Origin of the sequence: Azospirillum lipoferum 4B (assembly GCF_000283655.1) — a bacterium.
Taxonomy (GTDB): domain Bacteria; phylum Pseudomonadota; class Alphaproteobacteria; order Azospirillales; family Azospirillaceae; genus Azospirillum; species Azospirillum lipoferum_C.
Genome location: NC_016622.1, coordinates 2060036 through 2084791, shown reverse-complemented (window position 1 = coordinate 2084791; position 24756 = coordinate 2060036). Strand labels below are relative to the sequence as shown.

Here is a 24756-nt window from a genome sequence, read left to right as displayed (position 1 = left end):
CCCATGCCGAAACTGACCATCGACGGGATCGAGATCGAGGTCGAGCCGGGCACCTCGATCCTCCAGGCTTGCGAGCAGCTGGGGATCGAGATTCCGCGCTTCTGCTACCATGAGCGCCTGAGCGTGCCGGCCAACTGCCGCATGTGTCTGGTGGAGATGGAGCGCGCGCCCAAGCCGGTCGCGTCCTGCGCCATGCCCTGCGGCGACGGAATGGTCGTCCGCACCAACAGCGAGACAGTCCTGAAGGCCCGCAAGGGCGTCATGGAGTTCCTGCTGATCAACCACCCGCTCGATTGCCCGATCTGCGACCAGGGCGGCGAGTGCGATCTGCAGGACCAAGCCATGGCCTACGGTTTCGACCGCGGCCGCTACGGCGAGAACAAGCGGGCGGTCAAGGACAAGTATATGGGTCCGGTCATCAAGACCATCATGACCCGTTGCATCCACTGCACCCGCTGCGTCCGCTTCATCAACGAAGTGGCCGGTGTCCCCGATGTCGGCGCCGTCTATCGCGGCGAGCATATGGAGATCACCACCTTCGTCGAGAAGGCCATCGGGTCGGAGCTGTCGGGCAACCTTGCCGACGTCTGCCCGGTCGGCGCGCTGACCCACAAGCCCTACGCCTTCACGGCCCGTCCGTGGGAGCTGCGCAAGACCGAGACCATCGACGTCCTCGACGCCGTCGGCTCGAACATCCGCGTCGACGCCCGTGGCGCCGAGGTGATGCGCGTCCTGCCGCGCGTGAACGACGACATCAACGAGGAGTGGCTGAACGACAAGAGCCGCTACTCCTATGACGGTCTGAAGCGCCAGCGCCTGGATCGCCCCTACATTCGTCAGAACGGCAAGCTGGTTCCGGCCAGCTGGGCCGATGCCTTCACCGCCATCGCGGCGCGCCTGAAGGGCCTGCCCGGCAACCGCATCGCCGCCATCTCCGGCGATCTGGTCGACGTCGAGGCCCAGTTCGCGCTGAAGGAACTGCTGTCGCGCCTGGGTTCCACGAACTTGGATTGCCGCCAGGACGGTGCGCGGTTCGACACCTCGGTGCGGGCCGGCTACCTGTTCAACTCGGGCATCGCCGGCATCGAGAAGGCCGACGTCATCCTGCTGGTCGGCACCAACCCGCGCTGGGAAGGCACGCTGGTCAACGCCCGCATCCGCAAGCGCTATCTGGCCGGCGGCGTCACCATCGCCTCCATCGGCGAGCAGCGTGACCTGACCTACCCCTACAGCGTGATCGGCTCCGGCCCGGAGACTCTGCAGCAGCTGGTCGACGGCAGCCACCCGTTCTCCGAGACCCTGCGCGCCGCCAAGAATCCGATGATCATCGTCGGCATGGGCGCCTTCCAGCGCGCCGACGGTCTCGCGGTGCAGGCCGCCGCCCGTCTGGTCGGCGAGGTGTACGGCATGTTCCGCGACGACTGGAGCGGCTTCAACGTGCTGCACACCGCCGCGGCGCGGGTCGGCGGCATCGAAGCCGGCTTCCTGCCGGGCGAGGGTGGCCGCGATCTCCACGGCATTCTCGACGGTGCGTCGAAGGGCGAGATCGACGTCGTCTATCTGCTGGGCGCCGACGAGATCGATACGGCGAAGCTGGGCAACGCCTTCGTCGTCTATCAGGGCCACCATGGCGACGCCGGCGCCCACCGCGCCGACGTGATCCTGCCGGGTGCCGCCTACACCGAGAAGAACGCGGTCTACGTCAACACCGAAGGCCGTCCACAGCTCGCCCGCCTCGCGGTTTTCCCGCCTGGGGAAGCGCGCGAGGACTGGAAGATCGTCCGCGCCCTGTCGGAAGTCCTGGGCGCCACGCTGCCCTTCGACACCCATGGCCAGCTGCGCCAGCGGCTGATGGCGGCCAATCCGATCTTCGGTGCGATCGGCGAGATGACCCCGGCCGCCTGGGCGCCCTTCGGCGCGCAGGGTCCGGTCGATGCCGCTCCCTTCGTGACGCCGATCACCAACTTCTACATGACCGACCCGATCAGCCGGGCATCGGTGACGATGGCCAACTGCACGGAAGCGCTGGTGGGCCCTGCTCAGGAGAGGACTGGCACCCATGGCTGAGTTCTGGAGCGGCTTCCTCCTGCCGCTGATCATTATGGTCCTGCAAATCCTGGCGATCACCGTGCCTCTGCTGGTGGCGGTCGCCTTCATGACCTATGCCGAGCGCAAGATCATGGGCGCGATGCAGCTGCGCCAGGGTCCGGCCATCGTCGGTCCCTTCGGCCTGATGCAGCCCTTCGCCGACGGCCTGAAGCTGTTCGCGAAGGAGCAGGTCCTGCCGGAAGGCGCCAACCGCATCGTCTTCTACATCGCGCCAATGATTACCTTCTTCCTGGCGCTGATCGCCTGGGCGGTCATCCCGTTCGATTACGGGGTGGTGCTGTCCAACATCAATGTCGGCGTGCTGTACCTGTTCGCGATCTCGTCGCTGGGCGTGTACGGCATCGTGATGGCCGGCTGGGCGTCGAACTCGCGCTACGCCTTCCTGGGTGCGCTGCGCTCCGCAGCACAGATGGTGTCATACGAGGTCTCGATGGGCCTCATCATCATCACCGTTCTGCTCTGCGTCGGTTCGCTGAACCTGACCGACATCGTGAAGGCGCAGGAAACGGTGTGGTTCGCCATCCCGCTGCTGCCGATGTTCGTGATGTTCTTCATCTCGGCGCTGGCAGAAACCAACCGCGCCCCCTTCGACCTGCCGGAAGGTGAGTCGGAGCTGGTCGCCGGCTTCATGGTGGAATACAGCTCCGCTCCCTTCGCGCTCTTCTTCCTTGGCGAATACGCCAACATGATCCTGATGAGCGCGATGACGAGCATCCTGTTCCTCGGTGGCTGGCTGCCCCCGCTGCCCTTCGCACCCTTCACCTGGGTGCCGGGTATCGTGTGGTTTGCGCTGAAGATCGCGCTGTGCCTGTTCACCTTTGTCTGGGTTCGCGCCACCATGCCGCGCTACCGCTACGACCAGCTGATGCGGCTGGGTTGGAAGGTCTTCCTGCCCTTCTCGCTGTTCTGGGTCGTGCTGACCGCTGGCGTGCTGGTGACCTTCGGCTGGCTGCCCAAGTGATCCGGACGTAACAACCGGGCTTAGACAAGCCAGCCTGCACCGAACCCACCATCGTGTGTCGATTTGAGTGCCGGCGAGCCGTCCACAAAACGGGCGACCGCCGGCGAGGAAGGAGACGAAGAGGCCATGGCGTTCCTCGACCGCGCGGCGCGCAGCCTGTTCCTGACCGAGCTGCTGGGCGGCATGGCGCTGACCTTGCGCTACATGTTCAAGCCCAAGGTCACGATCAACTATCCCTATGAGAAGGGCCCCATCAGCTCCCGCTTCCGCGGCGAGCATGTGCTCCGACGCTATGCGAATGGCGAGGAGCGCTGCATCGCGTGCAAGCTGTGCGAAGCGGTGTGCCCGGCTCTCGCCATCACCATCGAGGCCGAACCGCGTGACGACGGCAGCCGCCGCACCACGCGCTACGACATCGACATGACCAAGTGCATCTACTGCGGCCTGTGCCAGGAGGCCTGCCCGGTCGACGCGGTGGTCATGGGGCCGAACTTCGAGTTCTCCACCGAATCCCGTGAAGAGCTCTTCTACAACAAGCAGAAGCTGCTGGCGAACGGCGACCGCTGGGAGGCGGAAATCGCCCAGAACCTCGCGGCCGAGGCTCCTTACCGGTAAGCGGAAGCGAGAAAAACGATGATACTCCAAGGCATCGCCTTCTACGTGTTCGCCGCGCTGCTGGTGGCCTCCGGTGTGATGGTCATCTCGGCGCGGAACCCCGTTCATTCGGTCCTTTTCCTGATCCTCGCCTTTTTCCAGGCGGCCGGTCTCTGCGTCCTGATGGGCGCCGAGTTCATCGCGATGATCCTGGTCATCGTCTATGTCGGCGCCGTCGCCGTGCTGTTCCTGTTCGTGGTGATGATGCTCGACATCAACTTCCGCGAACTGCGCAAGGGCGCGATGGAAGCGCTGCCGCTGGGCGCGCTCGTCGGGCTGATCCTGCTGGCGGAACTGGCGGCCGTGCTGGGCGGTTGGATCGTCGCTCCGAATGTGGCGACGGTGGCCGGTGCGCCGACGCCGGCGCTCGATCAGGTGACGAACACCCATGCGCTGGGCCGGCTGATGTACACGCAGTACGTCTACCTGTTCCAGGCGTCGGGCATCGTCCTGCTGATCGCCATGATCGGCGCCATCGTGCTGACGCTGCGGCACCGTCCGGGCGTGCGCAAACAGAATGTCGGCGCCCAGATCTCCCGTCGCCGGGAAGACGTGGTCGTCATTCGCAAGGTCACGACCGGGGAGGGCGTGTGATCATGGAGATCGGTCTCGGACATTACCTGACGGTCTCGGCCATCATCTTCACGCTGGGTGTGCTGGGAATCTTCCTGAACCGGAAGAACGTCATCATCATCCTGATGTCGATCGAGATGATGCTGCTGGCGGTGAACCTGAACCTCGTCGCCTTCTCGACCTTCCTGCACGATCTGGTCGGCCAGATCTTCGCCATGATCATCCTGACCGTCGCCGCCGCCGAGGCGGCCATCGGCCTCGCCATCCTGGTGGTCTACTTCCGCAACCGCGGCTCGATCCGAGTCGAAGACATCAACATGATGAAGGGCTGAGGCGGCGCCATGGAAGTGCTAGTCGTATTCCTTCCGTTCCTGGCGTTCCTCGTCGCCGGATCGATCGCGCTGTTCGGCGGGCCGAAGGCCGAGCCGGCAGCTGCGGGTCACGGAAGCCACGGTCATGGCCATGACGATCACGGGCACGCCCAGATCGCCCACGCCCATGACGACCATTCCCACGACGATCATGGCCACGACGACGGGCATGACGACCATCATGCCGTCGCCGGCCCGCCGACCGTCGGCGACCGCGTCTCGCAGTTCGTGACCGCCGGCGCCGTGCTGGTGTCGGCGATCCTCTCCTGGGTGCTGTTCTTCGACGTCGCCGTCGGCGGTCACCCGCGCACCATCGAGCTGATGACCTGGATCCAGAGCGGCACGCTGGACGTTAAGTGGGCGCTGCGCGTCGACCAGCTCACCGCGGTGATGCTGATCGTCGTGAACACCGTCTCGGCCTGCGTGCATGTCTACTCCATCGGCTACATGGCCGAGGATCCGCAGAAGCCGCGCTTCATGGGCTACCTGTCGCTGTTCACCTTCGCCATGCTGATGCTGGTGACTGCGGACAACCTCGTTCAGCTGTTCTTCGGCTGGGAGGGCGTCGGTCTCGCCTCCTACCTGCTGATCAACTTCTGGTACGAGAAGCCCTCGGCCAACGCCGCCGCCATGAAGGCCTTCCTGGTCAACCGTGTCGGCGACTTCGGCTTCGCGCTCGGTATCTTCGCGATCTTCGTGCTGACCGGCTCGGTCCAGTTCGACGCGATCTTCGCCAAGGCCCCGACGCTGACCGGCGAGACGCTGCATTTCCTCAGCTGGGATTTCAACGGCCTGACCGTTGCCTGCCTGCTGCTGTTCATGGGCGCCATGGGCAAGTCGGCGCAGCTCGGCCTGCACACCTGGCTGCCGGACGCGATGGAAGGCCCGACTCCGGTGTCGGCGCTCATCCACGCGGCCACCATGGTGACCGCCGGCGTCTTCATGCTCTGCCGCCTGTCCCCGGTGTTCGAATACGCGCCGACGGCGCTGGAAGTCGTCGCGGTGGTCGGCGGCCTGACCGCCTTCGTCGCCGCGACCATCGGCTTCACCCAGTTCGACATCAAGCGGGTCATCGCCTATTCGACGATGTCGCAGCTCGGCTACATGTTCTTCGCCATCGGCGTGTCGGCCTATGGCGCCGCCATGTTCCACCTGTTCACGCACGCCTTCTTCAAGGCGCTGCTATTCCTCGGCGCCGGCTCCGTCATCCATGCCCTGCACCATGAGCAGGATATGCGCAAGATGGGCGGCGTCTGGCGCAAGATCCCCGCTACCTACGCGATGATGTGGATCGGCAACCTGGCACTGGCCGGTCTGCCCTTCTTCGCCGGCTATTATTCCAAGGACATGATCCTTGAGGCGGCCTTCGCCTCGGGCAGCGGGGTGGGGCGCTTCGCCTTCGCGCTCGGCATTGCCGCCGCGCTGCTGACCGCCTTCTACTCCTGGCGCCTTCTGTTCATGACCTTCCACGGCACGCCGCGGATGGACAAGAAGGTCTACGATCACGCCCATGAGTCGCCGGTCGTCATGCTGGTGCCGCTGGCGGTGCTGACCCTGGGCGCGCTGTTCGCCGGCGTCGGCTTCCACGAGTGGTTCATCGGCCACGACCGCGCCGAGTTCTGGGGCAAGGCCCTGATGGTCCTGCACGACCACGACACCATCGAGGCGGCGCACCACCACACCCCGGGCTGGGTCAAGCTGGCCCCGCTGGTGGTCGGCCTGATCGGCATCGCCATGGCTTATGTCGGCTACATCATGATGCCGCGCCTGCCGGGCCAGATCGCCGGTACCTTCCGCGGCATCCACCAGTTCCTCTACAACAAGTGGTACTTCGACGAGCTGTATGACGCGCTGTTCACCCGTCCGGCCAAGGCCCTGGGCTATGGGCTGTGGAAGGCGGGCGACGGTGCGGTGATCGACGGCGTCGGTCCCGACGGCGTCGCCGCCGCCACCCGCGATGTCGCGGCGCGCGCCAGCCGTCTGCAGTCCGGTTACGTCTATCACTACGCCTTTGCCATGGTGATCGGGGTCGTCCTGTTCGTCGCCTGGCTGTCGGTCTTCGGCTGAGCGGTATCGAAGGAGAACAACAACAATGGCTAGCTGGCCGATCCTGTCGTTCGCGACCTTCCTGCCGCTTGTGGGCGTCGCGCTGATCCTGCTGTTCTGCCGGGGCAATTCCCCGGACGTGCTGCGGAACGTGCGGTACATCTCGCTGTGGACGACGCTCGTCACCTTCGTGCTGACGCTGCTCGTCTGGGCCAACTTCGATCCGCGCAATCCCGGCTATCAGATGGTCGAGAAGGCGGGCTGGATCCCGGAATTCGGCATCAACTACCACATGGGCGTCGACGGCATCTCGGTGCTGTTCGTCGTCTTGTCCGGCTTCCTGATGCCGCTGTGCATCCTGGCGAGCTGGGAGTCGGTGCAGGTCCGGGTGAAGGAATACATGATGGCCTTCCTCGCGCTGGAAACCCTGATGATCGGGATGTTCTGCGCGCTGGACTTCGTGCTGTTCTACATGTTCTTCGAAGGTGTCCTGATCCCGATGTTCCTGATCATCGGTGTCTGGGGCGGTCCGCGCCGCGTCTATGCCGCCTTCAAGTTCTTCCTCTACACGCTGCTCGGCTCGGTCCTGATGCTGCTGGCGATCCTGGCCATGTATTTCGTGGCCGGCACCACCGACATCCCGACCATCACCGCCACCCAGTTCCCGCGCAACATGCAGCTGTGGCTGTGGCTGGCCTTCTTCGCCTCTTTCGCGGTGAAGGTGCCGATGTGGCCGGTCCACACCTGGCTGCCGGACGCCCACGTCGAGGCGCCGACCGCCGGTTCGGTCATCCTGGCCGGCGTACTGCTGAAGATGGGCGGCTACGGCTTCCTGCGCTTCAACATTCCGATCCTGCCGGAAGCCACCGAGTATTTCGCGCCGCTGATCTACACCCTGTCGGTCGTCGCCGTGATCTACACCTCGCTGGTCGCTCTCGCGCAGGAGGACATGAAGAAGCTGATCGCCTACTCGTCGGTCGCCCACATGGGCTTCGTCACCATCGGCATGTTCGCGCTGAACCAGCAGGGCATCGAAGGCTCGGTGTTCCAGATGCTGTCGCACGGCGTGGTGTCGGGTGCGTTGTTCCTGTGCGTCGGCGTCGTCTATGACCGGCTGCACACCCGCGAAATCTCCCGCTACGGCGGCCTCGTGAAGAACATGCCGAAATACGCGGTGGTCTTCCTGTTCATGACCATGGCCTCGGTCGGTCTGCCGGGCACCGCCGGCTTCGTCGGCGAGTTCCTGGTGCTGCTCGGCGTCTTCCAGGACAACACCTGGGTCGCCGCGCTTGCCGCCACCGGCATGGTGCTGGGCGCCGCCTATGCGCTGTGGCTGTACCGCCGCATCGTCTACGGCAAGCTGGTGAAGCCGGACGTCAAGGCGATGTTCGACATGACCCCGCGCGAGATCGCGGTGTTCCTGCCGCTGGTCGCCGTCGTCCTGTGGATGGGCGTCTATCCCAGCAGCTTCCTGAACGTCACCTCGGCATCGGTCGAGCAGCTGATCCAGACCTACCAGACCAAGCTGGCCGCGTCGCACGCCGCGTCCGGCGTCTCGGTCGCCGCTCGGTAAGGGGTTCTTCGACATGACCGCAGTGTTTCCCGACATCTGGCCGGCCCTGCCGGAGATCTTCCTGGCACTTTCGGGCGTCGCCCTGCTGATGCTGGGCGTGTTCCGCGGCGACGGCTTCACCCGTCCCGTCTCCTACCTGGCGATCGTCTGCATGCTGCTCGCCGCCGTTCTGGCGATGGGCTACGGCAGCGGCCGTATCGTCACCTTCAACGGCATGTTCGTAATGGACGCCTTCGGCGTCTTCATGAAGGTGCTGGTGCTGGTGTCGGCGGCCTTCGCGGTCGTCCTCTCGCTCGGGTTCAATGAGCGGGAGCAGATGGCCCGCTTCGAGTTCCCGGTCCTGATGGTCTTCGCGACCCTCGGCATGCTGATGATGATCTCGGCCAACGATTTCATCTCGCTGTATGTCGGGCTGGAGACGCAGAGCCTCGCGCTCTATGTCATCGCGGCCTTCCGCCGCGACAGCGCCAAGTCGTCGGAAGCCGGCCTGAAGTATTTCGTCCTCGGCTCGCTCTCCTCGGGCATGCTGCTGTACGGCGCCTCGCTGGTCTACGGCTTCGCCGGCACGACATCCTTCGACAAGGTGGCGGCTCTGTTCGCCGGCGGCGCCCATGTGTCGCCGGGTCTGGTGATCGGCCTCGTGTTCGTGATGGCCGGACTGGCCTTCAAGGTCTCCGCCGCTCCGTTCCACATGTGGACCCCGGACGTCTATGAGGGCGCGCCGACCCCGGTCACCGCCTTCTTCGCGGCTGCCCCGAAGGTCGCGGCCATCGCCCTGCTGACCCGCGTGGTGATCGAGCCGTTCGGCCATCTCGCCGACCAGTGGCATCAGGTACTGGTCGCCGCCGCCGTGCTGTCGATGGTGATCGGGTCCTTCGTCGCCATCATGCAGACCAACATCAAGCGCCTGATGGCCTACAGCTCCATCGGCCATGTCGGTTACGCGCTGGTCGGCCTGACCACCGGGACCCAGGACGGCGTGCGCGGCGTGCTGATCTACATGGCGCTCTACATCGCCATGAACATCGGCGCCTTCGCGGTCATCCTCAGCATGAAGGCCAAGGGCCAAATGCTGGAGGAGATCAAGGACTTCGCCGGCCTGTCGAAGACCAACCCGATGCTGGCCGCCACCATGGCGATCTTCATGTTCTCCATGGCCGGCATCCCGCCGATGGCCGGCTTCTTCGGCAAGCTCTATGTCTTCCTCGCCGCCGTCGCGGCGCAGGAATACACGCTGGCCGTGATCGGCGTGCTGACCAGTGTCGTCGGCGCCTTCTACTACCTGCGCATCATCAAGATCATGTATTTCGATGAGCCCGCGGTGGTGGTCGACAAGGTGGACGACGACGGCATGACCGGCGTCCTGGTCGTCACCAGCCTGTTCACCCTGCTGTTCTTCGTCGCCCCGGCGCCGATCCTGAACGGTGCGGCGGCTGCCGCGGCGGCCCTGTTCGCCGGCTGACGGCGGACCGATGACGTCATCGCTCGAAGCGGAGGCGGCGCGTCTGCGCCTGCCTCCGGGCTTCCAGGTCAAGGCCTTCGACTCCGTCGGCAGCACGAACGACGAAGCGAAGGCCTTGTCGCGTTCAGGGGCACCGGAAGGCACCATCGTCTGGGCGCGCCGGCAAGAAAGCGGGCGTGGCCGGCGCGGCCGGGCCTGGACCTCTCCCGAAGGCAACCTCTACAGCACGACGATCCTGCGGCCCGGACTGCCGGCGGCGGCGGCTGCCCAGGTCTCCTTCGTCGCCGCCCTCGCCATCGCCGAGACTGCGGAATCGGTGCTGCCCGATCCCGGCGGGGTTCGCTGCAAATGGCCGAACGACGTGCTGGTGCATGACCGCAAGCTGTCGGGCATCCTCCTCGAGTCGGAACCTGCCGCGGACGGTACGGTCGCCTGGGTGGTGCTTGGCGTCGGCATCAACCTGCGGCATTTTCCCGCGACCGCCGACTATGGCGCGACATCGCTGATTGCCGAAGGGGCACCGCCGATGGGAACCGGCGCCCTGCTGGAGGTCTTCGCCGGCCATCTGGCGGACTGGTATGGCCGCTGGCGCGCCCATGGCTTCGCTCCGGTGCGGGAGGCGTGGCTGTCGCGCGCCCGCGGATTGGGCGGGCCGATCGTGGTCAGGCTGGCGGATCGGACGATCCCCGGCACCTTCGCCGATCTGGACAGCGACGGCGTTCTGTTGCTTGATCCAACGGACGGCGGACCGCGCCAGCGGATCGCCGCCGGGGACGTGTTCTTCGCGCCCCCCGCCGCCAGCTAATCCCAAGTGCCCATCGCCCTCAGGACCACGCCATGCTGCTAGCCATCGACGCCGGAAACACGAATGTGGTGTTCGCCATCTATGACGGCGACCGCCAGCGCGGCATCTGGCGCACGGCGACCGACCCCAAACGCACCTCCGACGAATACATGGTGTGGCTGACGCACCTGATGGCGCTGAAGGGACTGAAGCCGGTCGACATCCATGGCGCGATCATCGCCAGCGTCGTTCCCGGAGCCACCTTCAACCTGAAGCGCCTGTGCAAGGATCATTTCGGCTGCGAACCGGTGATCGTCGGCCAGCCCGGCGTCGATCTGGGCGCCAAGGCGCTGGTCGACCGGCCGGAGGAGGTCGGGGCCGACCGGCTGGTCAACACGGTGGCCGCCGCCGCGACCTACAAGACTCCGCTGATCGTTATCGATTTCGGCACGGCGACGACCTTCGACGTGGTGGATGCCGACGGCAACTATTGCGGCGGCGTGATCGCGCCGGGGCTGAACCTGTCGCTGGAGGCGCTGCAGATGGCCGCCTCCAAGCTGCCGCGGGTGGAAATCCAGCCGCCGGCCGAGGTCATCGGCAAGAACACCATCGCCTGCATGCAGTCGGGCATCTTCTGGGGGTATGTCGGCCTGATCGAAGGGCTGGTGGCCCGCATCCGGGCGGAGTACGGCGAACCGATGCGGGTCGTCGCCACCGGCGGGTTGGCTGTTCTTTTCGCCAAGGCCACCCATGTGATCGAACACACCGACAATGAGCTGACGCTCCGCGGTCTCCTCCTGATCCACAAGCGCAACACGGTCCAATGACACAATCCTCCAAGACAGCCGCCGGAATTCCTGCAGCCCCGGCGGACACCTTCGTTCCGGAGGATGGCGGCCTGTATTTCCTCCCGCTCGGCGGTTCCGGCGAGATCGGGATGAACCTCAACCTCTACGGCCACCGGGGCAAATGGCTGATGGTGGACCTCGGCATCTCCTTTGCCGACGACACCATGCCCGGGTTGGACGTGATCATGCCCGACCCGTCCTTCATCGCCGAGCGGCGGGAGGATCTGGTCGGGCTGGTGCTGACCCATGCGCATGAGGACCATCTCGGCGCCGTGCAGTATCTGTGGCCGGACCTGCGCTGCCCCGTCTATTGCACGCCCTTCACCGCGGCCTTCCTGCGCGCCAAGCTGCACGAGAAGGGGCTGAGCGCAACGGTTCCGATCCATGAGATCCCGCTGGGCGGCACGGTGGAGATCGGTCCCTTCTCCGTCGAATACGTCACAATGACGCACTCGATTCCGGAGCCGAACGCGCTCGCCATCCGCACCTCCGCCGGCACCGTCCTGCACACCGGCGACTGGAAGCTGGATCCCGATCCGCTGGTCGGCGACACCGCCGACGAGGCGCGGCTGCGCGCCATCGGCGACGAGGGCGTGCTGGCTCTGGTCGGCGACAGCACCAATGCGCTGGTTCCGGGCTCCGCCGGGTCGGAGGCGACGGTGCGCGCCTCGCTGATGGAGCTGTTCGGCCGCTACCGCGACTCGCGCATCGCCGTCAGCTGCTTCGCCACCAACGTGGCGCGGCTGGAGAGCATCGCTGCCGCCGCCGCCGCGCATGACCGTCATGTGGCGCTGGTCGGCCGGTCGCTGTGGCGGATCAACGAGGCGGCGCGGGCCAGCGGCTATCTGGCCGACGTGCCGAAATTCCTGTCGGAGCATGACGCCAGTTATCTGCCGCGGGAAAAGCTGGTGCTGATCTGCACCGGCAGCCAGGGGGAGCCGCGCTCCGCCCTTGCCCGCATCGCCGCCAACGACCATCCGCAGGTGACGCTGTCGCGCGGCGACGTGGTGATCTTCTCCTCCCGCGAGATACCCGGCAACGAACGCGCCATCGGCCGCATGCAGAACCAGCTGGTCGCCCAGGGCGTGGAGCTGGTCACGGCAGACGAGGCGGCGGTCCATGTCTCCGGTCATCCGGCGCGGGACGAGCTTGTGCGCATGTACCAGTGGGTGCGTCCGCGCATCGCCGTGCCGGTTCATGGCGAGCAGCGCCACCAGCAGGCGCATGCCGTTTTGGCGGAGGATTGCCAGGTCGCCCACAGCATCGTGCCGGCCAATGGCGAACTGATCCGGCTCGATGCGGCGGAGGGTGCGCAGGTGGTGGCCCATGTGCGGGCCGGCCGCATGGCGGTGGACGGCAAGCGGCTGGTGCCGCTCGACACCGGCATGATGCGGGCGCGCAACCGGATGGTGAACAACGGCGCCGCCGTGGTGACGCTGGTGATGACCGGGACCGGCGAACTGCTGACGGCGCCGCAGGTGGCGGTGATGGGGCTGATCGATGAGGCGACCGACCGCGACCTGCTGCTGGACGTGATCGATGCGGTGCGCGAATCGGTGGCGATGCTGCCCAGATCGGCACGGGCCGACGACGCCCAGGTGAAGGAGGCGGCGCGGATCGCCGTGCGCCGCTGCTTCAATGCGTCCCATGGCAAGAAGCCGGTGACCGAGGTCCATCTGGTCCGCGTCTGACGGAATCCGTGTATAAGAGGCTTATCAGAGCCCGCTAACGGGCCGAATGGACAGCCAGCGAGAGGACACGCATGATCGGGAAGCTCAACCACGTCGCCATTGTCGTTCCGGACCTGCCGGCGGCGACGGCGCTCTACCGCGACACGCTGGGGGCCGCGGTGTCACAGCCGGTGGATCTGCCGCCGCACGGTGTGACCGTGGTTTTCGTCACCCTGCCCAACACCAAGATCGAGTTGCTGCATCCGTTCGGCGAAAAGTCGCCCATCGCCGGCTTCCTGGAAAAGAACCCGTCCGGCGGCATCCACCACATCTGCTACGAGGTGGACGATATCCTCGCCGCCCGCGACCGGATGAAGGAACAGGGCGCCCGCGTGCTCGGCGACGGCGAGCCGAAGATCGGCGCCCACGACAAGCCGGTCCTGTTCCTGCACCCCAAGGACTTCTGCGGGACGCTGGTGGAACTGGAACAGGCCTGATCCCTCCGCCGGACTGTGCGGGTCGGGAAAGGCAAGAGAGGCGGCGGAGGGGGCGATGGACAACTGGGTGACGGCGGTCTTCGTCTACATCGTCGTTTGGTGGGTGGTGCTGTTCGCGGTGCTGCCCTGGGGTGTCAGGACGCCGGACGAGCCGGAACCTGGAATGGCCTCGTCCGCGCCGGTAGAGCCGCGCATCCTGCGCAAATTCATGATCACCTCGGTGGTCGCGCTGCTGGTGTGGCTGGTGATCTTCGGCGTGGAGCGGTCGGGGATCATCTCCTTCCGCGAAATGGCGCGCCATATGTACTGACCGACTGGAGAGGAGAGGGCGGGTTGAGCCTGACCTATTGCGCGGCCGCACCCGGCCACCCCCACCACGGCCCCTACCATGATGAGGAATACGGCTTCCCGAGCAGCGACGACCGGGTGCTGTTCGAACGGCTGGTGCTGGAAATCAACCAGGCCGGGCTGTCCTGGCTGACCATCCTGAAGAAGCGCGAGGCGTTCCGCGCCGCCTTCGACGATTTCGACATCGACCGGGTCGCCGTCTATGGCGAGGCGGAGCGGGCGCGGCTTCTGGCCGACGCCGGTATCGTTCGCAACCGGCTGAAGGTCGACGCGGTAATCGAAAATGCCCGCCGCATCATCGCGCTGCGCCAGACCCACGGTTCCTTCGACGGTTGGCTGCGCGCTCACCACCCCCTGACCAAGGCGGAATGGGTAAAGCTGTTCGGCCGGACGTTCCGTTTCACCGGCGGCGAGATCGTCGGCGAGTTCCTGATGAGCCTGGGCTATCTGCCGGGCGCGCATCAGCCGGATTGTCCGGTCCATGCCACCGTGTTGGCGCAGAGTCCGCCCTGGAAAACCGCTGTGGACGGCGGCTATCGCGGGTACGAGCCCATGAAATAGGCAAGGCTCCGGTCAGAACGGTGGCAATCGCTGAAAGGTTGGGCAAAAATGCAAAAACTTTGGGCATGACGGGGTGTTGCCTCAGTTTTAGGCTTGCCATGGGGTCGGCTCGGGTCCACACTTTTGCTGTGACGAGGGAGGTTCTTCCTCCCTTTCCGACGCCTGGTGGCGATTCCTCCCTAAACTCGACAGGCCGCGCCGCATTTGCCGCGCGGCCTTTCTTTATCGGCCATGCGGATGATTTGCCTACGGACAGGAAATTTCCGCGGCAGGTCCAGAAAACGTTAACGGTTTACTTGTTAGCGTTGCTCGGGCCAACATCGGCCCTGGGGTTTTCCCCAATCCGGCCGGACTGGCCGTAAGATACCGCCGGGAGGCACGCGCCGCCCGGAGGGTGTGTCCGTATTGGCCGATCGGGGCAGCCGATCATTCGCCCGCTCCTGCGGGTGTCAGAAGAAGGACGACAGTCGAGACGCCGATGGCCGCGAACGAAAACGAACGGTTCGATCAGTTCGCCGCGGTTCTGACGACCGAACTGTTGGAGCGGACCAGGAAAAGCATGGAGTTGCTGGCGCCGGATCAGCAGCCCTGCTCAATGCTGCCCTTTATCCAGACGCCGTCCTTCGTCGAGTTCTATCAGGACCTCGTGCGTGTCGGCATTCTGCCGGTCGTGCTCAGCCGCCGGCCGGTGCGCGCCATCGTCGGCGACGTCGATTGGGCGCGGGAGGGCCGTGAATATCTGCTGACGGTCCTCGACGACCGATCCAACGCCATCTTCACCTCCTGGGAATACGCCTGGGATTCGCTGTGGGACGAGCGCAAGGTCGGGCAGGACAGCGGCGGGGCGGGCGGCGGCACCAAGCAGAAGAAGGGCTTTTTCAGCGCCCTGTTCAGCCGCAAGCGCCAGGAAAAGGCCGACAACGGGCATGGCGGCGGTGCGGAAGGCGGCGTGATGGCCGGGCTGCACATCATGCTGACCGAACTGGCGGAGAAGCGGGGTTTCCTGCCGTTGTTCCACGACGATGTCCGCATCCTGAAGGCTCTGCCGCGGGTGAAGCCCGGCCGGGTCGCCCAGGCTTGAAAGGAGATTTCGCAGTACCACCACCAGGAATTCTACCTGCCCGAACCGGAACAGGCGAAGCCCGGCGTGACCTCCGACTGCCTGCAGAAATGGCATTACAATCTGCCGGACAAGATCGGCGAGTTCCTGGTGCTGAAGGCCGCGGTGGACCTGGAGCATGTGAACAAGCCCTTCATCGGCAAATACATCCGCCAGTCGGCGCGGACCCAGGAGGAGGCGGAGAAAGGAATGCCCTACCTGTCGCTCTACTGGAAAACCATGCGCAACCCGGCCCCGGTGGCCGAGCGGCACTCGCTGTGACGGCGCAGAAGGCCCTGCGCGCCGGCCTGAGCGCGTGCCTGCTGACAGCGTGCCTGCTGGCCTTGACGGCCGGTGCCGCTTCGGCGCAATCGCAGCCGCAACTGCCGGGACCGATCCCCCTGACCCCCGATGCCGCCCGCGAACGGCCGGCGATCGATCTGTCGCTGTGCCAGCGGCTGACCCGCCATGTGCCGGCCGCCGACGTGGAATACCGGCCGGGGGTGGATGTGAACGGCCGCCCGGTGACGCCGGCAGACCTGCCGGGCAGTGCGGGCGCGCAGCCGCCAATCCCCATCGACCTGCCGCTGTCGGTCGATCTTGTTCGGCGGATGGGCATCGCCCTGCCTTCGGTGCCCTTCCTGCCCGACGATGTGACGGCGGTGTGGCTCAGCGTGGTCGGCGACCGGCTCTATCTCAACGGCCAGCCGATCGATCCGGGAGCGGAGGACCGCCTCTACGCCTATTGCCGCACCCGATAGCCGACGGGGGCGGCCGGGGCGGGGGCTTACAGTGGACAAGTGCGGGCGACCTTCCTAAAGTCGCTCACCCGCCGCCCGAGTGCGCTCCCGTTCGATAAGGAGCATGTCCGCGCGGCCTTGTCGAACACCTCGCACACGAGAGCAGAGCCATGCGGCTGTCCAGCTTCTTCATGCCGACCCTCAAGGAGACCCCGACCGAGGCGCAGATCGTCTCGCACCGCCTGATGCTGCGGGCCGGGATGATCCGCCAGACCAGCGCCGGCATCTATGCCTGGCTGCCGCTGGGCTATCGGGTTCTGCGCAAGATCGAGCAGATCGTCCGCGAGGAGCAGGACGCCGCCGGCGCGCAGGAACTGCTGATGCCGACGATCCAGTCGGCCGACCTGTGGCGCGAGAGCGGCCGCTACGACGATTACGGCAAGGAGATGCTGCGCATCACCGACCGCCACGACCGCGAGATGTTGTTCGGTCCGACGAACGAGGAGATGATCACCGACATCTTCCGCTCCTTCGTCAAGAGCTACCGCCAGTTGCCGCTGAACCTCTACCATATCCAGTGGAAGTTCCGTGATGAGATCCGTCCGCGTTTCGGCGTGATGCGGGGTCGCGAATTCCTGATGAAGGATGCCTATTCCTTCGACATCGATGCGGACAGCGCGCGCCGTTCCTACCAGAAGATGTTCCTGGCCTATCTCCGCACCTTCGCCCGCATCGGGCTGAAGGCGATTCCGATGCGCGCCGACACCGGCCCCATCGGCGGCGACCTGAGCCACGAATTCATCATCCTGGCCGAGACCGGCGAGAGCGGCGTCTTCTGCCACAAGGAGTGGATGAACCTGGACGTGCTCAAGGACGCTCCGGGCATCGACGACGATCTGCAGCCCTTCTTCGACCGCATCACCTCCATCTATGCGGCGACCGACGAGAAGCACGACCCGGCCAACAGCCCGGTTCCGGAGGCCGATCTGGTGTCGGCCCGCGGCATCGAGGTCGGACACATCTTCAACTTCGGCACCAAATACTCCAAGCCGATGAACGCCGTGGTCGCCGGTCCGAACGGCGAGTCGATCCCGGTGGAGATGGGCAGCTACGGCATCGGCGTGTCGCGTCTGATGGGTGCGATCATCGAGGCCAGCCACGACGACAACGGCATCATCTGGCCGGACGCCGTTGCCCCCTTCAATGTCGGCCTGATCAACCTGAAGTCCGGCGACGCCGAGACCGACCGCGTCTGCGCCGAGCTGTATGCGAAGCTGGAAGCGGCCGGGCTGGAAGTCGCCTATGACGATCGAGAGGAGCGTCCCGGCGCCAAGTTCGCCGACATGGACCTGATCGGCGTTCCCTGGCAGCTGGTCGTCGGCCCGCGCGGCCTGAAGAACGGCGTCGTCGAGCTGAAGCGCCGCGCCACCGGCGAGAAGGAAGAGTTGCCGGTCGAGGCGGCGCTGGCGAAGCTGCTGGGCTGATCGGTCCGGGCCTCCCTTTCCCGTCCCCCCTCTCCCCCCCGGGGAGAGGGTCGGGGTGAGGGGGATGCGTTGCGTGCCTTGGCCAAGAATCCTTGCCGTGCGTCCCCCTCACCCTAACCCTCTCCCCGGGGGGGAGAGGGGATCTGTGCGGGCCTTCCCTCTCCCGGGGCGGGAGAGGGATAAAGTGCAGGGCACCGGTTCGCCCTTTTTCCGCCACGCTCACGTTCCCATGTAGGGCATCGTTTCAGCCCACCCACAGGATCCCAGCCGCATGATCTTCACCGCCTTCGAACGCATGGTCGCGATGCGTTACCTCCGGGCGCGCCGCCAGGAAGGGTTCATCTCGGTCATCGCGGGGTTCTCGCTGCTGGGCATCGCGCTTGGCGTCGCGACCCTCATCATCGTGATGGCGGTGATGAACGGTTTCCGGGCGGAGCTGCTGGGCCGCGTGCTCGGCCTCAACGGGCACCTCAACGTCTACAATGTGCGTGGCGGGCCGCTGCCGGACTTCGACATCCTGGCCGGCAAGCTTCGCAACACGCCGGGCGTCAACACTGTCACCCCGACGGTTGAAGGGCAGGCACTGGTGTCGGTGCGCGGCGTCGCCTCGGGTGCGGTCATCCGCGGCGTGCGGGCGGAAGACTTCAAGGCGCGGCCGACGCTTGCCAACAACGTCATCCGCGGCTCGGCCGAGGAGTTCGGGGAGGACCGCATCGCCATCGGCTCGCGCATGGCCCAGCGGCTGGGCCTGAGCGTCGGCGACCAGATCACGCTGATCGCGCCGCAGGGCAACGTCACCGCCTTCGGCACCGTGCCGCGGATGCGCAGCTATCCCATCGGCGCGATCTTCGACGTCGGCATGTTCGAATACGACAACAGCTTCATCTTCCTGCCGCTGGAGGAGGCGCAGGCCTTCTTCCGCACCGGCGACGCGGTGACCTCGCTTGAGGTCTTCGTCGACGATCCGATGCAGATCGTTGCCGCGCGGGCCGCCGTCCAGTCGGCGGTGGCCGGGGAAGGGCGTGTGGTCGACTGGCAGCAGTCGAACGCCAGCTTCTTCACCGCCCTTCAGGTCGAACGCAACGTGATGTTCCTGATCCTGTCGCTGATCATCATGGTCGCGGCCTTCAACATCATCTCCAGCCTGATCATGCTGGTGAAGGACAAGGGGCGCGACATCGCGATCCTGCGCACCATGGGGGCGACTCGCGGCATGGTCATGCGCATCTTCTTCCTGTCCGGCGCCAGCGTGGGCGTGACGGGGACTCTGCTGGGTCTGGCGCTGGGCGTGTCCTTCGCGCTGAACATCGAGAGCATCCGGCAGGTGATCCAGGGCTTGACCGGCACCAACCTGTTCAACGCCGAGATCTATTTCCTCTCCCACCTGCCGGCCAAGATCGACTGGAGCGAGGTGGTGCAGGTGACGCTGATGGCGCTGGGCCTGTCCTTCGCCGCCACCATCTACCCGTCCTGGCGCGCCGCCCGGCTCGATCCGGTGGAGGCTCTGCGATATGAGTGACGCGGTCATGCAGCCGATGCTGGAGTTGAAGGGCATCGTCCGCCGTTTCGAACAGGCGGGCGAGACGCTTGAGGTGCTGCGCGGGGTCGATCTGACCGTCGGCGCCGGCGAACTGGTGGCGCTGGTCGGTCCGTCGGGCGCCGGCAAATCGACGCTGCTGCACATCGCCGGCCTGCTGGAACGGCCGACCGGCGGCACGGTGCGCATCGCCGGAACCGACGTGTCGAATCTCGACGACGGCAAGCGGACCGAGGTGCGCCGCCGCTCCATCGGCTTCGTCTACCAGTTCCACCATCTGCTGCCGGAATTCTCGGCGCGGGAGAACATCGTGCTACCGCAGATGATCGCCGCCGTGCCGAAATCCGTCGCCCGCCAGCGCGCGGACGAGCTTCTGCGCATGGTCGGGCTGGAACAGCGCGGCACCCACCGTCCGGCCCGCCTGTCGGGCGGCGAGCAGCAGCGCGTCGCCATCGCCCGCGCGCTGGCCAACGCGCCGTCGCTGCTGATCGCCGACGAGCCGACCGGCAACCTCGACCCCCACACGGCGGAGCATGTCTTCGCCATGCTGTCGGCCATCGTCCGGCAGGCCAAGGTCGGCGCCCTGGTCGCCACTCACAATCTGGACCTCGCCCGCCGCATGGACCGGGTTCTAGAGATGCGCGACGGCCGGCTGGTCGAATATCAGCCGTCGGACCTGGTTCCCCTGGCCGAAGCGGCGCCGGACGCGTCATAGACCGAAAGCGCGTCGTCCCCCCGGTTGCCAAGCCGGTTCCGTGCCCCCACTCTCATGCGCGACCGCACCGGCTGAGCTGCGGCACACGCAAGAACAGGGGGCATCGGGGATGGACCAGCGTATCATAGACCTCTACGACGAATACACCCATGCGCCGCTGCCGCGCCGCGTCTTTCTGGAACGCTTGGCGGCACTGGCCGGCAGCGCGGCGGCGATCCCGGCCATTCTGTCGGCAATCGAGCCGAACTATGCCCACGCGGCCATCGTCGGCGAGGACGACACCCGTCTGGCGGCGGAAAAGGTGAGCTTCCAGGGGGCGACCGGCGACGTGGCGGGCTATCTCGCCCGGCCGAAGCTGGCGGACAAGGCCCCGGCGGTCATCGTCATCCACGAGAATCGCGGCCTGAATGCCTATGTCGAGGACGTCACCCGCCGGCTCGCCACCGAAGGCTTCGTGGCATTGGCGCCCGACCTGCTGTCGCCGCTGGGCGGCACGCCGCAGGATCCCGACAAGGCCCGCGACCTGATCGGCCAGCTCGACGGCGACAAGACGGTCAACAACCTGATCGCGGCCATGAGCTATCTGATGGCCTACCGCTATTCCTCGGCCAAGGTCGGCGCCATCGGCTTCTGCTGGGGCGGCGGCATGGTCAACCGGCTGGCGCTGAAGGCGCCCGATCTGAAAGCCGGCGTCGCCTTCTACGGCCCGGCGCCCGACCCGGCGCTGGTCACCACCGTCAAGGCGCCGCTGATGCTGCATTATGCCGGGCTCGACCAGCGCATCAACGCCGGGATTCCCGCCTATGAAGAGGCGCTGAAGAAGGCCGGCGTCGAACACCAGATCCACATGTACGAGGGCGTCAACCACGCCTTCCACAACGACACGTCGGCCGAACGCTACAACAAGGAGGCCGCCGATCTGGCCTGGAAGCGGACGGTGGAGTTTTTGAGGGCGAAGCTGGCGTAGTCGGGCGTGCTGTTGCCCCCTCCCTAACCCTCCCCCGCTAACGCGGGAGAGGGAACTCCGCCGGACTTCCCGCAAAGCTCCTACCCCCTCTCCCGCGAAGCGGGGGAGGGATGGGGAGGGGGCATCACCGCAACACCGCTCCCAACACCTCGGCCGTCTCCACCACCGTCGCATATTCGCCGTCCATGTTGGCGAGCGACAGGTCGTGCACCTCGTCCGCCGTCCACACTCTGCCCGACCGGTCCAGCCGGGCGAAGGTGAAGCAGGCGTCGGCGACCAGATGCACGTCGTAGCCCAGGTTGCCGGCCATCCGCACCGTCGCCTCGACGCTGTTGTTGGTGATGACGCCGCCCACCACCAGCGCGCCGATGCCGCGGCCGTGCAGCCACTCGTCCAGGTCCGTGCCGATGAAGGCGCTGTTCACCCGCTTGCCGATCACCGTCTCGCCCGGCAGCGGCATGGCCTCCTCCTTGAAGACATGGCCGGGGCAGCCCGGACGGTAGGTGGAGCCGGGCTCCACCGAATCGTGGCGGATGTGGATGATGGGCCGCCCGTCCCGCCGCCAGGCGGCCAGCAAGGCAGCGATATTGGCTTCGGCCTGCTGGTTGTTGCGCGGGCCGACGCGGCTCCAGCGCGGGTCGTCGATGGCCTTTTGCAGGTCGACGATCAGCAGGGCGGCGTTGTGGGGGAGCGTTTCCATGCCGACGATCCTGCCGCGATTGTCCATCGCGTGACAAGTGGCGCGGTTTCTGGCTCTAATCCGGCGCTCGTCACCCATTTCCCACCGTCCTGCGCTGAACCGGAGGCGCCGTGCTCGCATCCCCGCTGTCCTTGCTTGCCGTCGCCGTCGGTGGTGCCGCCGGATCGGTGGCGCGTTACCTGATGCTGATGATGGTCATGCAATGGGCCGGCACCCGCTTTCCGGTGGGGACGATCGTCGTCAACGTGATCGGCTGCACGGCGATGGGGGTGCTGTCCGAGCTGGCGGCGCTGGCATGGTCGCCGTCGCCGGAGCTGCGCGCCCTGCTGCTGGTCGGCGTGCTCGGCGGCTTCACCACCTTCTCCTCCTTCACGCTGGACATCGGTGTTCTCGTCGCCCGGGACGAGTTCGCCGCGGCGGCGGGATACTTCCTCGCCTCGACGCTGTTCAGCGTGGTGGGCTTCTTTGCCGGCCTGTGGGCCGTGCGTTCTCTTGTTTCGGTGTCCCTCTGATGACTGACTCTCGCAATCCCGCTGCCGATCACGCCGATACCGCGTCGACCGAATCCAAAGGCGACAGCAAGGTCGAAACCCGCACCGTGACGGCCGACGAGGCCGACATGCGGCTCGACCGCTGGTTCAAGCGGCATTTCCCCGACGTGAACCACAGCTATCTGCAGAAGCTGCTGCGTACGGGCCAAGTCCGCATCGACGGCAAGCGGGCGGAGACATCGTCGCGGCTGGTGGCAGGGCAGGGCGTGCGCATTCCGCCGCTTGCCGCCTGGGCCGCACCGGTCAAGGGTCCCAATCCGGGGGCGGGCAAGCCCAAGGGCATGTCGGACAAGCAGATCGCCGAGCTGCAGGCGCTGGTGCTCTACCGTGACGCCGACGTGATCGCCATCAACAAGCCGGCCGGTCTGGCGGTGCAGGGCGGCACCGGCACCTCCAAGCACCTCGACGCCATGCTGGATGCCCTGCGCTTCGACGGCAACGAGCGGCCGAAGCTGGTCCACCGGCTGGACAAGGACACCTCGGGCGTCCTGCTGCTGGCCCGCACCACCTTCGCCGCCAGCAAGTTGACGGAACTGTTCCGCGGCAGCGCGGTGCGCAAGATCTACTGGGCCGTCACCGTCGGCGTTCCGACGCCCTACCAGGGCAAGATCGACCTCGCGCTGGCCAAGGAAGGCGGTCCCCATGGCGAGCGGGTGGCCGAGAACAAGGAAGAGGGCAAGCGCGCCGTCACCGTCTATTCGGTGCAGGAGAATGTCGGCAAGCAGGCGGCCTTCGTCGCCATGTGGCCGCTGACCGGCCGCACCCACCAGCTGCGCGTCCACATGGCCGCGGTGGGCACGCCGATCCTCGGCGACGGCAAATATGCCGGGCAGGGCGCCTTCCTGGCCGGGGCGGAGGTGACGAAGAAGCTGCACCTGCATGCGCGCCGGCTGATCCTGCCGCACCCGCGCGGCGGCAAGACCATCGACGTCACCGCGCCGCTGCCCGACCACATGCAGGCGACCTGGAAGTATTTCGGCTTCAGCCCGAACCTGCGCGACGATCCGTTCGAGGATTTCGAGTGATGTCCGCTTCCGGGAAATCGCCCCTGCGTCTCGCCCTGTTCGATTGCGACGGCACGCTGGTCGACAGCCAGTTCGCCATCATCGACGCCATGACCCAGGCCTGGGCGGAGCACGGGCTGGGCGAGCCCGACCCGATGGAGGTCCGCCGCATGGTCGGGCTGTCGCTGGTGGAGGCGGTGTCCCTTCTGCTGCCCACCCACGACGCCGAGACCCATGCCGCGGTGGCGGAAAGCTACAAGCGGGCCTTCTCCGCCGCGCGCAGCCGGGGCGATGTGGACGAGCCGCTGTTTCCCGGCATCGTCGACACGCTGGCGGCGCTGGAGGAGGCGGGTGTCCTGCTGGGCGTCGCGACCGGCAAGTCGCGGCGCGGGCTGGACGCGGTGCTGAAGGGGCACGGGCTGACCGGGCGCTTCGTCACGCTGCAGACCGCCGATGTCGGTCCCGGCAAGCCCAACCCGCACATGGTCCAGCGCGCGCTGGCGGAGACCGGCGCGGAAGAGGCAGGCACGGTTGTGATCGGTGATACGACCTACGACATTCAGATGGCCCGCAACGCGCGGGTGCGGTCGGTCGGCGTTTCCTGGGGCTATCACGCGGTGCCGGAGCTGGAGCGGGCCGGGGCGGACCGCATCGTTCACCGCGGGCGGGATGTCGCCACCGCGGTGCTGGAGCTTTTGGAAGGGTAAGCGATGAAGCGTTTCTACAAGGCGGCGGGGGTCGGCGAGACCGAGGGCGGCTTCCGGGTCGAGCTGGACGGCCGTCCGGTGCGCAGCCCGGCCAAGGCGCCGCTGGTCTTCCCCAGCCGGCCGCTGGCCCAGGGGGTGGCCGACGAATGGGCGGCGCAGGGCGACCAGATCGACGCCCATTCCATGCCGCTGATGCAGCTGTCGAGCACCGCCGTCGACCTGATCCCGGCCAAGCGGTCCGACATCGTCCAGGCCATCAGCGCCTATGCCGGAACCGACCTGCTGTGCTACCGCGCCGAGCATCCGCAGCCGCTGGTGGACCGTCAGGCCCAGCTGTGGCAGCCGCTGCTGGACTGGGCGGCGCTGACCTACGACGCGCCGCTGCATGTCTGCGCCGGCCTGATGCCCAAGCCGCAGCCGGAGGAGGCGCTGGCTGCCCTGCGCCGGGTGGTGGAACGGACGGATGACTGGTACCTGTCGGCGCTGCAGACCACGACCGGCGTCTGCGGCTCGATCATCGTGGCGCTGGCCCTGCTGGAAGGCCGCATCGGTGCCGAGGAGGCCTTCGAGGTCTCGCAGCTGGACGAGACCTACCAGATCGAACAATGGGGCGAGGACGCCGAGGCCACGAAGCGCCGCGCCAACGTGCGCGCGGAGATCGTGGCCTGCCGGCGCTTCGTGGATCTGCTGCGGGGGTGAGGCGCTGGGATAGTTGCCCCCTCCCTCCCACGGCTCCGCCGCGGGTCCCTCCCTCCCCCGCCTACGGCAGGAGAGGGGGGATTTCCGATTGCGGCG

The 24756-nt window shown here is 66.5% G+C and carries 26 protein-coding genes; 25 read left to right on the top strand and 1 reads right to left on the bottom strand.

Translation table 11 applies throughout. The features are described 5' to 3' along the window. Nucleotides 1-3: 3 nt before the first annotated feature. From nuoG to AZOLI_RS09445, 21 genes are all read left to right on the top strand, one after another. Nucleotides 4-2067, top strand: coding sequence for an NADH-quinone oxidoreductase subunit NuoG (gene nuoG / locus AZOLI_RS09540; RefSeq protein WP_014248413.1), 2064 nt, complete (start codon nt 4-6; stop codon nt 2065-2067). Continuing rightward, nucleotides 2060-3070: an NADH-quinone oxidoreductase subunit NuoH gene (nuoH, locus tag AZOLI_RS09535; protein WP_014248412.1), complete on the top strand. Its 1011-nt coding sequence runs from the start codon at nt 2060-2062 to the stop codon at nt 3068-3070. Before nuoG ends, nuoH begins: the two co-directional genes overlap by 8 nt. A gap of 126 nt (nt 3071-3196) precedes the next feature. Further along, nucleotides 3197-3685, top strand: coding sequence for an NADH-quinone oxidoreductase subunit NuoI (nuoI, locus tag AZOLI_RS09530; RefSeq protein ID WP_014248411.1), 489 nt, complete (start codon nt 3197-3199; stop codon nt 3683-3685). An 18-nt stretch (nt 3686-3703) separates the two neighbouring features. Then, the gene (locus AZOLI_RS09525) at nt 3704-4318 is read left to right on the top strand and encodes an NADH-quinone oxidoreductase subunit J (RefSeq protein ID WP_014248410.1); all 615 of its coding nucleotides are present in this window, start codon (nt 3704-3706) and stop codon (nt 4316-4318) included. A gap of 2 nt (nt 4319-4320) precedes the next feature. Continuing rightward, nucleotides 4321-4629, top strand: coding sequence for an NADH-quinone oxidoreductase subunit NuoK (gene nuoK / locus AZOLI_RS09520; RefSeq protein ID WP_014248409.1), 309 nt, complete (start codon nt 4321-4323; stop codon nt 4627-4629). A gap of 9 nt (nt 4630-4638) precedes the next feature. Then, entirely contained in the window at nt 4639-6735 is a 2097-nt protein-coding gene (gene nuoL / locus AZOLI_RS09515; protein WP_014248408.1) for an NADH-quinone oxidoreductase subunit L, read from the top strand. A 25-nt stretch (nt 6736-6760) separates the two neighbouring features. After that, nucleotides 6761-8287: an NADH-quinone oxidoreductase subunit M gene (locus AZOLI_RS09510; protein ID WP_014248407.1), complete on the top strand. Its 1527-nt coding sequence runs from the start codon at nt 6761-6763 to the stop codon at nt 8285-8287. 13 nt (nt 8288-8300) lie between these two features. After that, nucleotides 8301-9749 carry an NADH-quinone oxidoreductase subunit NuoN gene (gene nuoN, locus AZOLI_RS09505; RefSeq protein WP_014248406.1) on the top strand — a complete coding sequence of 483 codons (1449 nt, stop codon included), beginning with the start codon at nt 8301-8303 and terminating at the stop codon, nt 9747-9749. A gap of 10 nt (nt 9750-9759) precedes the next feature. Next, nucleotides 9760-10554: a biotin--[acetyl-CoA-carboxylase] ligase gene (locus AZOLI_RS09500; RefSeq protein WP_014248405.1), complete on the top strand. Its 795-nt coding sequence runs from the start codon at nt 9760-9762 to the stop codon at nt 10552-10554. Nucleotides 10555-10586: 32 nt separating this feature from the next. Beyond that, complete coding sequence (locus AZOLI_RS09495) at nt 10587-11360, top strand: type III pantothenate kinase (protein WP_014248404.1); 774 nt, start codon at nt 10587-10589, stop codon at nt 11358-11360. Continuing rightward, complete coding sequence (locus AZOLI_RS09490) at nt 11357-13072, top strand: ribonuclease J (RefSeq protein ID WP_014248403.1); 1716 nt, start codon at nt 11357-11359, stop codon at nt 13070-13072. Before AZOLI_RS09495 ends, AZOLI_RS09490 begins: the two co-directional genes overlap by 4 nt. A 71-nt stretch (nt 13073-13143) precedes the next feature. Beyond that, on the top strand, nt 13144-13548 hold the full coding sequence (gene mce / locus AZOLI_RS09485) for a methylmalonyl-CoA epimerase (protein WP_014248402.1): 405 nt from the start codon (nt 13144-13146) through the stop codon (nt 13546-13548). Between the two features lie 55 nt (nt 13549-13603). Beyond that, the gene (locus AZOLI_RS09480; protein ID WP_014248401.1) at nt 13604-13858 is read left to right on the top strand and encodes a DUF1467 family protein; all 255 of its coding nucleotides are present in this window, start codon (nt 13604-13606) and stop codon (nt 13856-13858) included. A gap of 23 nt (nt 13859-13881) precedes the next feature. Beyond that, a complete protein-coding gene (locus tag AZOLI_RS09475) occupies nt 13882-14457 on the top strand; it encodes a DNA-3-methyladenine glycosylase I (RefSeq protein WP_014248400.1) in 576 nt (191 codons plus the stop codon). A 478-nt stretch (nt 14458-14935) separates the two neighbouring features. Beyond that, a complete protein-coding gene (locus AZOLI_RS09470) occupies nt 14936-15538 on the top strand; it encodes a hypothetical protein (protein WP_014248399.1) in 603 nt (200 codons plus the stop codon). 66 nt (nt 15539-15604) lie between these two features. Beyond that, nucleotides 15605-15838: a hypothetical protein gene (locus AZOLI_RS33185; RefSeq protein WP_014248398.1), complete on the top strand. Its 234-nt coding sequence runs from the start codon at nt 15605-15607 to the stop codon at nt 15836-15838. Further along, on the top strand, nt 15835-16317 hold the full coding sequence (locus AZOLI_RS09465; RefSeq protein WP_014248397.1) for a hypothetical protein: 483 nt from the start codon (nt 15835-15837) through the stop codon (nt 16315-16317). The genes AZOLI_RS33185 and AZOLI_RS09465 overlap by 4 nt, the downstream gene beginning before the upstream one ends. A 149-nt stretch (nt 16318-16466) precedes the next feature. Then, nucleotides 16467-17780 (top strand): proline--tRNA ligase, encoded by a 1314-nt coding sequence (gene proS / locus AZOLI_RS09460; protein WP_014248396.1) that lies wholly within the window; start codon nt 16467-16469, stop codon nt 17778-17780. A 271-nt stretch (nt 17781-18051) separates the two neighbouring features. Next, complete coding sequence (locus AZOLI_RS09455; protein WP_014248394.1) at nt 18052-19299, top strand: lipoprotein-releasing ABC transporter permease subunit; 1248 nt, start codon at nt 18052-18054, stop codon at nt 19297-19299. Beyond that, nucleotides 19292-20032, top strand: coding sequence for an ABC transporter ATP-binding protein (locus AZOLI_RS09450; protein ID WP_014248393.1), 741 nt, complete (start codon nt 19292-19294; stop codon nt 20030-20032). The genes AZOLI_RS09455 and AZOLI_RS09450 overlap by 8 nt, the downstream gene beginning before the upstream one ends. Before the next feature lie 109 nt (nt 20033-20141). Further along, a complete protein-coding gene (locus AZOLI_RS09445; RefSeq protein WP_014248392.1) occupies nt 20142-20999 on the top strand; it encodes a dienelactone hydrolase family protein in 858 nt (285 codons plus the stop codon). A 124-nt stretch (nt 21000-21123) separates the two neighbouring features. On the opposite strand, the gene AZOLI_RS09440 is transcribed toward AZOLI_RS09445, so the two are convergent. Continuing rightward, nucleotides 21124-21699 carry a cysteine hydrolase family protein gene (locus AZOLI_RS09440; protein ID WP_014248391.1) on the bottom strand — a complete coding sequence of 192 codons (576 nt, stop codon included), beginning with the start codon at nt 21697-21699 and terminating at the stop codon, nt 21124-21126. 110 nt (nt 21700-21809) lie between these two features. Here AZOLI_RS09440 and crcB point away from each other — a divergent pair, with 110 nt between their 5' ends. The 4 genes from crcB to AZOLI_RS09420 are packed head-to-tail and all read left to right on the top strand — an operon-like array spanning nt 21810 to nt 24660. After that, the gene (gene crcB, locus AZOLI_RS09435; RefSeq protein WP_014248390.1) at nt 21810-22211 is read left to right on the top strand and encodes a fluoride efflux transporter CrcB; all 402 of its coding nucleotides are present in this window, start codon (nt 21810-21812) and stop codon (nt 22209-22211) included. Beyond that, a complete protein-coding gene (locus AZOLI_RS09430; protein WP_014248389.1) occupies nt 22211-23275 on the top strand; it encodes an RluA family pseudouridine synthase in 1065 nt (354 codons plus the stop codon). The genes crcB and AZOLI_RS09430 overlap by 1 nt, the downstream gene beginning before the upstream one ends. Continuing rightward, on the top strand, nt 23275-23961 hold the full coding sequence (locus AZOLI_RS09425; protein ID WP_014248388.1) for an HAD-IA family hydrolase: 687 nt from the start codon (nt 23275-23277) through the stop codon (nt 23959-23961). Before AZOLI_RS09430 ends, AZOLI_RS09425 begins: the two co-directional genes overlap by 1 nt. Nucleotides 23962-23964: 3 nt before the next feature. Further along, nucleotides 23965-24660 (top strand): ATP12 family chaperone protein, encoded by a 696-nt coding sequence (locus AZOLI_RS09420; protein WP_014248387.1) that lies wholly within the window; start codon nt 23965-23967, stop codon nt 24658-24660. Nucleotides 24661-24756 lie beyond the last annotated feature (96 nt).